8 protein-coding genes are annotated in these 7,261 nt (G+C 68.1%); 6 read left to right on the top strand and 2 right to left on the bottom strand.

The features are described 5' to 3' along the window. Positions 1 to 248 precede the first annotated feature (248 nt). The 3 genes from AC1D1G_RS38765 to AC1D1G_RS38755 all read left to right on the top strand — a co-directional run bounded on the left by AC1D1G_RS38765 (position 249) and on the right by AC1D1G_RS38755 (position 3,363). Entirely contained in the window at positions 249 to 695 is a 447-nt protein-coding gene (locus AC1D1G_RS38765; RefSeq protein ID WP_477956247.1) for a DUF6292 family protein, read from the top strand. Continuing rightward, positions 692 to 1,858: an AI-2E family transporter gene (locus tag AC1D1G_RS38760; protein WP_477956246.1), complete on the top strand. Its 1,167-nt coding sequence runs from the start codon at positions 692 to 694 to the stop codon at positions 1,856 to 1,858. Before AC1D1G_RS38765 ends, AC1D1G_RS38760 begins: the two co-directional genes overlap by 4 nt. Positions 1,859 to 1,977: 119 nt before the next feature. After that, entirely contained in the window at positions 1,978 to 3,363 is a 1,386-nt protein-coding gene (locus tag AC1D1G_RS38755; protein ID WP_280783182.1) for a WS/DGAT/MGAT family O-acyltransferase, read from the top strand. A 4-nt stretch (positions 3,364 to 3,367) separates the two neighbouring features. On the opposite strand, the gene AC1D1G_RS38750 is transcribed toward AC1D1G_RS38755, so the two are convergent. Beyond that, positions 3,368 to 4,414, bottom strand: a complete 1,047-nt coding sequence (locus tag AC1D1G_RS38750; protein ID WP_283332551.1) for an iron-containing redox enzyme family protein — start codon at positions 4,412 to 4,414, stop codon at positions 3,368 to 3,370. A 24-nt stretch (positions 4,415 to 4,438) separates the two neighbouring features. Here AC1D1G_RS38750 and AC1D1G_RS38745 point away from each other — a divergent pair, with 24 nt between their 5' ends. The 3 genes from AC1D1G_RS38745 to AC1D1G_RS38735 all read left to right on the top strand — a co-directional run bounded on the left by AC1D1G_RS38745 (position 4,439) and on the right by AC1D1G_RS38735 (position 6,915). Then, positions 4,439 to 4,654 carry a CDGSH iron-sulfur domain-containing protein gene (locus AC1D1G_RS38745; RefSeq protein WP_105417444.1) on the top strand — a complete coding sequence of 72 codons (216 nt, stop codon included), beginning with the start codon at positions 4,439 to 4,441 and terminating at the stop codon, positions 4,652 to 4,654. Positions 4,655 to 5,023: 369 nt separating this feature from the next. Continuing rightward, the gene (locus AC1D1G_RS38740) at positions 5,024 to 5,479 is read left to right on the top strand and encodes an STAS domain-containing protein (protein ID WP_317567264.1); all 456 of its coding nucleotides are present in this window, start codon (positions 5,024 to 5,026) and stop codon (positions 5,477 to 5,479) included. Then, positions 5,476 to 6,915, top strand: a complete 1,440-nt coding sequence (locus tag AC1D1G_RS38735; protein WP_477956245.1) for an alpha,alpha-trehalose-phosphate synthase (UDP-forming) — start codon at positions 5,476 to 5,478, stop codon at positions 6,913 to 6,915. The genes AC1D1G_RS38740 and AC1D1G_RS38735 overlap by 4 nt, the downstream gene beginning before the upstream one ends. 19 nt (positions 6,916 to 6,934) lie before the next feature. Here AC1D1G_RS38735 and AC1D1G_RS38730 read toward each other — a convergent pair. Beyond that, the coding region (locus AC1D1G_RS38730; protein WP_477956244.1) for an ANTAR domain-containing protein at positions 6,935 to 7,261 on the bottom strand (327 nt) is incomplete at its 5' end.

The raw sequence follows: 7,261 nt of genomic DNA, 5'->3' as shown, positions 1-7,261 counted from the left end.
CGATCTGGTCGAGGAGGCCGTCGATGCTGTCGATCCAATCCGGGTGGAAGGCGTTCTCGCTGTCCGGTTCCCCCTCCTCGCCGAAGTACAGGACGAACACATCTCCCGAGCGCTCCACGTAAGGCATGCGGCGAGGCTACCCGGAGTCGGGCGGGTCGCGCCGCTCGAGCACACACACCTCGGTGGGTGAAGTTTCAACTGTCGCGGGGCCGGGTATGTCGATCGTCTAGCAGCTGAGGCGGTGGACGATGAAGAGCGGAACAGGCATTGCCGACACCCGCACCGTTCGGGACTACATCCACACGGTGGCCAGAACCGTTCACGCCGACTCCATCGACTGGTGGGACAGCGACGGCATCGAAGCCGTCCTCGTTCTGCCGCTCCGGTTGCACTATCTGCCCGGACGCAACGCGGTGCTCGCGTGGAACCGCWCGTTCGGCTGGTCACTCGGCGTCGAAGGACTGGGTCGCCGCAGTGTCATCGTGATCGACGGCCTCGGCATCGGGCGGATGCCGTCGCCCGCCGTCTGCGCGGATCGTGCGGTGGAGTTGATCGACGACTACTGCCGCTCGGCACCCGCATCGGCGGGGGTGCCGACCACGAGACCCGGCACGACCGCCGCGGATCGGTGTCCCCGCATCGGCCGGGACACCGCCGGCAGTGGACGGCGGGACAGAGTCGTCAGACGGCCGTGACCACGGGCGCCGGGGGTCACGACGACAGTGTGGCCCAACCGCATTCCCCCGCGCAGGAGCAGTCGATCGTCGCCGCGGAGGAGGGCGCGGCGCGTATCAGCACGGCGACGCATCCGCTCGGGAAGCCCGGACCGCGGTTCGATCGCCGGTCCCCGTTCTTCATCGGAATGGCCGGGGCCGCCGGTGTCGCCGTCACATACGCCCTGATCGAGGTCGTTCTCGCGGCCCGCGGGGTGCTGGTCCTCATCGCCGTCGCCGCATTCCTCGCGATCGGCCTCGAACCCGCGGTGTCCTGGTTGGTGCGGCACGGTTTCCCCCGATGGGCTGCGGTCGCAACGGTTTTCGTCCTGGCCTTCGCCGTGCTGGCCGGGTTCCTGGCCGCCGCGATCCCGCCCATGGTGACGCAGGGTGGCGCACTCGTGCACAACGCCCCGGACTACCTGGGACACCTCGAGCAGCGCTACCCGGTATTGGAGGAACTCAGCACCCGGTTCCACCTGCAGGACGAACTGCGCCGGGCACTCGATGCGAGCAACGCGCCGACGGTGGTCGGCGGGCTCGTGGGTGCGGGCAAGTTCGTGTTCAGCGCCATCAGCGGCACCGTGATCGTGGTCGTGCTCACCGCCTACTTCCTGGCCGACTTCGCACACATCCGATCGTCGATCTACCGCCTGGCCCCGAACTCACGGCGACCCCGCACGATCCTGATCGGCGACGAAATCTTCGCGAAGGTCGGCGGATACGTGCTCGGGAATCTCCTGATCTCGTTGATCACCGCCATCCTCACGTTCGTGTGGCTGGTCGCCTTCGACGTCCCCTACCCGTTGCTGCTGGCCGTCCTGGTCGCCGTGCTGGATCTGATTCCGGTGGTCGGCTCCACCCTCGCCGGCGTGGTGGTGGCACTGGTCGCCCTCACCGTCTCCCTGCCGGTGTCACTGGCCACCATCGTCTTCTTCATCGCGCTCCGTCTGTTCGAGGACTATCTTCTCGTTCCCCGCATCATCGGCCGCACCGTCAAGGTGCCCCCGATGGTCACCGTCGTCGCCGTCCTCATCGGTGGCGCACTGCTGGGGATCGTCGGGGCGCTGCTCGCGATACCCGTCGCCGCCGCCGTTCTGCTCCTCGCCCGCGAGACGGTGTTTCCGCAGCTCGACCGCGGCTGAGCAGGCGGGGCACGAAAACGGCCTTGCGGAAGAAGTTTCCGTGTTCTGCTTACCCTGGAGACGTGGGATGCGCCGGGGCATGCTCGGGCCGTGTCCCGAGCATGAGAAAGAGGCGCTGGATGTCGGTGATGAGTCCCACCGAGGCGATGTTCGTGCTGTTCGAGACGCCGTCGCATCCCATGCACGTGGGTGCGCTCGAACTGTTCGAACCGCCGCGCGAGTCGGGGCCCGATCATGCCCGGGCCATGTTCGAGGCGCTGATTTCGCACGAGGGCGCGTCGGACACGTTCCGCCGGCGCGCCGTACGCCCGCTCCGCGGGGCCAGTTACCCCTGGTGGTCGTTCGACGAGCGTATCGATCTCGGCTACCACGTGCGGCACACGGCGGTCCCCGGCCGGGGCCGGATGGAGGACCTGCTGTCGCTGGTGTCCCAGATGCACGGCATGCCGCTCGATCCGCAGCACCCGATGTGGGAGATGCACGTCATCGAGGGGCTCGCCGACGGACGGACGGCCGTGTTCTCGAAGATTCACCTGTCGTTGATGGACGGACCGGCCGGGCTGCGACTTCTCCATCACGCGCTGTCGACCGACCCCGACGCCCGCGACTGCCCCGCACCGTGGACTCCCGGGGTCGCCGGTGTGCCGCGGCGCGAATCCGTGTTGCCGGTGGCCGTGGTCCGGGCCGGGGTGCGGGCCGCCACCAGCATCGTCGGGGTGCTGCCCGCGCTCGCGAAGGTCGCCTACGACGGCGTCCGCGAGCAGCATCTGACCCTTCCCCTGCAGTCACCGCCCACGATGCTCAACGTTCCGGTCGGCCGGGCCCGGAAACTGGCGGCACGATCGTGGCCGATCCGGCGCCTGGTGTCGGTGGCCACCGCGGCCCGCACCACGATCAACGCGGTGGTGCTCGCGATGTGTTCGGGGGCTTTGCGCCGGTATCTCCTCGAGCAGTACGCGCTCCCGGACGCACCGTTGACGGCGATGCTGCCGGTGCCCCTCGACCTCGGCGGCACGATGATCGGACCGCGCGGCCGCGATCACGGCGTCGGCGCGATGGTCGTCGGCCTGGCCACCGACGAAGCTGATCCGGCGGCACGCCTCGCCCGCATCAGCGAGTCGGTCGAGCACACCAACCGGGTCTTCGGTGCGCTGAGCCACACCCAGTTCCAGCTGATGAGTGCGCTGGCGATCAGCCCGATCCTGCTCGAGCCGGTCCGCCGGTTCGTCGACGAGACTCCCCCACCGTTCAACGTGATGATCTCGTACATGCCGGGCCCGTCGAGGCCGCGATACTGGAACGGGGCCCGCCTCGACGCGGTGTATCCGGCGCCGACGGTCCTCGGGGGTCAGGCGCTCAGCATCACCCTCACCAGCCGGTCCGGTCAGCTCGACGTCGGCGTGGTGGGCGATCGGAACGCCGTCCCGCACCTGCAGCGGATCATCACGCACCTGGAGACGTCGCTCAGCGATCTCGAGCACGCGGTCGCCGCGTCCGGCACCTGACCCTTTAACCGGGCGGCTGCCGCAGCGACGTGCGGTTTTCCTCCCAGCACCGTGCGACGTGGTCGCCGACGAGGTCGTCGAAGGCGAGGCAGGCCGCGGCCCCCAGCAGGATGTCGTCGGCCACGTCGGGCCGGGCCGCGACCAGTCCGCCGGCGAGGTCGCGGCAGACGATCTGTTCGTGCACGGAGTCGGCCTCCACGTGCTCGTCGAAGAACAGGGTGGCCGCCTTCCCGAATCCGAGGCGACGCAGTCCGGCGGCGTATTTCTTGCTCGGCAACGCGGACGTGGTCTCCACCGCGCACAGGTGTCCCACCAGGGCCCCGAGTCGGCTGCGGTGCAGGCCGAACAGGGACAGCGCGTTCAGCGACGCCAGCGTCACGGCGGGCACCGCGTCGATGTAGTGCGCGTAGTCGTCGGACAACCCGAGTTCACGCATGGTGGTGGCGAACAGCGCCGAATGCATCCGCTCGGGTCTGCCGCCGCCGTATTCGTCGGACTGCACCTCCACCAGCGCCGCCTTCGGCGCGCCCGCGAGTCGCGGAATGCCGAGTGTGTGCACGTCGGCCTCACGCAACTGGTTCAGGGAACGGTGGATCAGCAGTTCCCGGAACTGGGTGAGATCCGCCTCGTGGGCCATGTGACCGGACAGCCCGGGCGCCGTGCTGGGGGCGGTCATCGCCCACAGTGCCGCCACCACGTCGTCGGCGCCGGTCGGCGCATCGGCGACGTCACGGATCGCGGCGTCGAACGGAACCTCGAGCGCCGACCGGGCGGCGATCAGGTCGCTGTTCCACTCCCATTCGTCGCCGACACCGGTGATCCCCTGCAGGTGCAGTTCGTAGAGCGCGGTCAGGCAGATCTGCGCGTCCTCGTCGACGAGGAACGCCCGCGGGCTGTCGCGCGCGGACGAGGCGAGGGAGCGTGCCGCCGCCACGAACGGCTCGGCATCGGCGACGTCTGCGCGCAGAATGGAGAACAGGAGGTCGCTGACGGGCCCGCGCGGCTTCGGAAAGGGCATGGACGTTCCCGATTGCGCGACCGTGTCCGACATCGACGGAGAGTGCAAGGTAGTCATATGAACTCCATTCCCAGTGCCGGGGCCGACGAATCCGACGTCACGATCACGGTCTGCCCCGATGGTCCACTGCTGGTGCGCGGTGCCGCGCGGATCCTCGACCCCGAAGGTAACCCGCTCGGCACCGATCGGGCCACCGTGGCGCTGTGCCGGTGCGGGCGGACGAGCATCGCTCCCTTCTGCGACAGTTCGCACAAGAAGCGGCGCCGCCCGTAGGGCAGACCCGCATCAGTTCCGTTTCCGATTGTGCGCACGGCGGCGGGCAATCACGAACGTCACGACGCCGACAAGGATCACGATGGCGATGATTTCCATCCGTTCCGATTACCCACTCCGCGAACAAGCTACGCCGCGCCCCGGTTCGATACCCCGATTGGACACCGAGAAGTGCAGTGGGACAAGCGGAAGCGTGGCCGCCGTGGCATCGGTGACGATCCTGCGCAGAAAAGCGCGCCCCCGCCGTTGACGCAATGGGGTAACGTCGGAGTCCTGCACGGTTGAGCCCCCAGCCGCAATGGACGGGCACGGTTCACGCGCCTTATGTCGTGCCTGTCTCCTAACGTCGCTCGACCGTGAGGAAACGACATGAAATCTGTTCTCAGTGCGCTGCCGACACACTACGACCCTGCCGACGATTCGACGCTGTTCAGCTGGGCCGTCGAGCCCGAGCACGGGCGGCTCTCCGTCGTCAGTGCGCCCGGTGCCGGCGGGACCCTCGTGGTCCGGATATCCGGTGACATCGACGTCACCACGCTGCACACCTTCGGGAATCATCTCGACGAGGCGATCAGCGAACGACTTCCGTTCGTGCTCGACCTGACGGACGTGCAGTTCTTCTGCGCGTCTGCTCTGCCGGTACTCGGCACCATGGCCGCCCGCGCCCGCAGGCTCACCGTGCCGTGGGCGGTGACGGGAAACAACGCTCTCCGCAGGCCGTTGACGGCGATGAAGATGGCTGCACAGATCCCGTTCTGCGCCGACCTCGAGGACGCCTTCCTGCTGGTCGCCCAGGGAATTCACCAGGGTGGGCGCTCGGCGTGAAGAACACTGCTCCGCACGGCACGTCCGACTTCGTGGTGGTCGCCAACAGGCTGCCCGTGGACATGGAAACACTCGACGACGGGACGACTCGCTGGAAGCGGAGCCCCGGAGGCCTCGTCACAGCACTGGAGCCGATCCTTCACGACCGGGAACGCGGTTCCTGGGTGGGCTGGCCCGGTGTGCCCGACACGAAGGTCGAACCGATCGTCTCCGGCGGGATCGACCTGTACCCGGTGGAGCTGAGCTCGGACGAGGTCGCGCTGTACTACGAAGGATTCTCGAACGCGACGCTGTGGCCGCTGTACCACGACGTGCTGGTGGCACCGGTCTTCGACCGGGACTGGTGGCACTCGTACCTGGAGGTGAACCGCCACTTCGCTGAGGAGACCGCGCGCACCGCGGCCGAGGGCGCAACCGTGTGGGTGCAGGACTACCAGTTGCAGCTGGTTCCCCGCCTGCTGCGGGAGCTGCGCCCCGACCTGACCATCGGGTTCTTCCTCCACATCCCGTTCCCGCCCGTCGAACTRTTCATGCAGTTGCCGTGGCGCAAGGAGATCGTGGAGGGGCTGCTCGGGGCCGACCTCATCGGCTTCCACCTGCCCGGCGGCGCCAACAATTTCCTGTTCCTGGCGCGCAGGCTTCTGGGACTCGACACCACCACCGCAGGCGTCGGCGTGCGCAGTGCACTCGGCAAGGTGACACTCGACGACCGGGTCGTGMAGGTCGGCGCGTTCCCCATTTCCGTCGACTCGCGGCAACTGGTCGAACAGGCCACCGATCCTGCCATCGTCGAACGGGCCGCCGAGATCCGCCGCGAGCTCGGGAACCCCCGCAAGATCCTCCTCGGAGTCGACCGACTCGACTACACGAAGGGCATCGACCTGCGCCTCTCGGCGCTCGGCGAACTCCTCGACGAGGGCCGCCTGGATCCGTCCGACACCGCGATGGTGCAGCTCGCCACCCCCAGCCGTGAACGCGTCGAGCACTACATGAAGATGCGCAGTTCCATCGAGGAGCAGGTCAGCCACATCAACGGTGATCACGGTCAGATCGGCCGGCCATTCGTGCACTACCTCTACCAGCCGGTCGATCGCAGCGAGCTGATCGCGCTGTTCCTGGCCGCCGACGTCATGCTGGTCACCCCCATGCGGGACGGGATGAACCTCGTCGCGAAGGAGTACGTCGCCTGTCGCGCGGATCTGGGTGGTGCGCTGGTGCTCAGCGAGTTCGCCGGTGCCGCCGCCGAACTCCGGGGCGCCTACCTGGTCAACCCACACGACCTCGACGGAGTGAAGAACACCATCATGGCCGCGCTCGACCCGGAGCGGGAGCAGGGACGGCGCCGCATGTCGCGACTGCACCGTCAGGTGCTCGACCACGACGTGCACCGCTGGGCGCAGTCCTTCCTCGGTTCGCTGTCCCCGGTCGTGGACTGATCGCACTGTCCGCCTCGGTTCATTCGGGAGTCGTCGTCACCGAGTCGACGATGCGGCGGGCCACCTCCGCCAACTTGACGTGCTCCTGCTGCGACTGCGCGACGAGGATCTCGAATGCCTGGTCCGCGGGCACGCCCCGCAGCGCCATCACGATTCCCTTGGCCTGCTCGATGACCGCTCGGGACTTCATCGCCCTCGTCAGGCCCGAAACCTCGTTCCTGGCCAACTCCACGCTGCGGGCGCTCCTCAGCAGGCCCTCGATCGCCGTCGTGTAGACGAGCAGCACCACCGCGTCGAGTTCGCTGAACCCGTGATCCCCCTGCCCGTAGATGTTGAGTGTGCCGGC

It is taken from the genome of Rhodococcus sp. P3_B8, from assembly GCF_056402775.1.
The sequence above is the reverse complement of the archived record's forward strand: the minus strand, read 5'-3'. Positions and strand labels throughout refer to the sequence as shown.

Bases quoted from the DNA above. Each gene is read 5' to 3' on its own strand.
- AC1D1G_RS38755 (WP_280783182.1), top strand. From the start codon at position 1,978: ATGTCGGTGATGAGTCCCACCGAGGCGATGTTCGTGCTGTTCGAGACG.
- AC1D1G_RS38750 (WP_283332551.1), bottom strand. From the start codon at position 4,414: ATGTCGGACACGGTCGCGCAATCGGGAACGTCCATGCCCTTTCCGAAG.
- AC1D1G_RS38745 (WP_105417444.1), top strand. From the start codon at position 4,439: ATGAACTCCATTCCCAGTGCCGGGGCCGACGAATCCGACGTCACGATC.
- AC1D1G_RS38740 (WP_317567264.1), top strand. From the start codon at position 5,024: ATGAAATCTGTTCTCAGTGCGCTGCCGACACACTACGACCCTGCCGAC.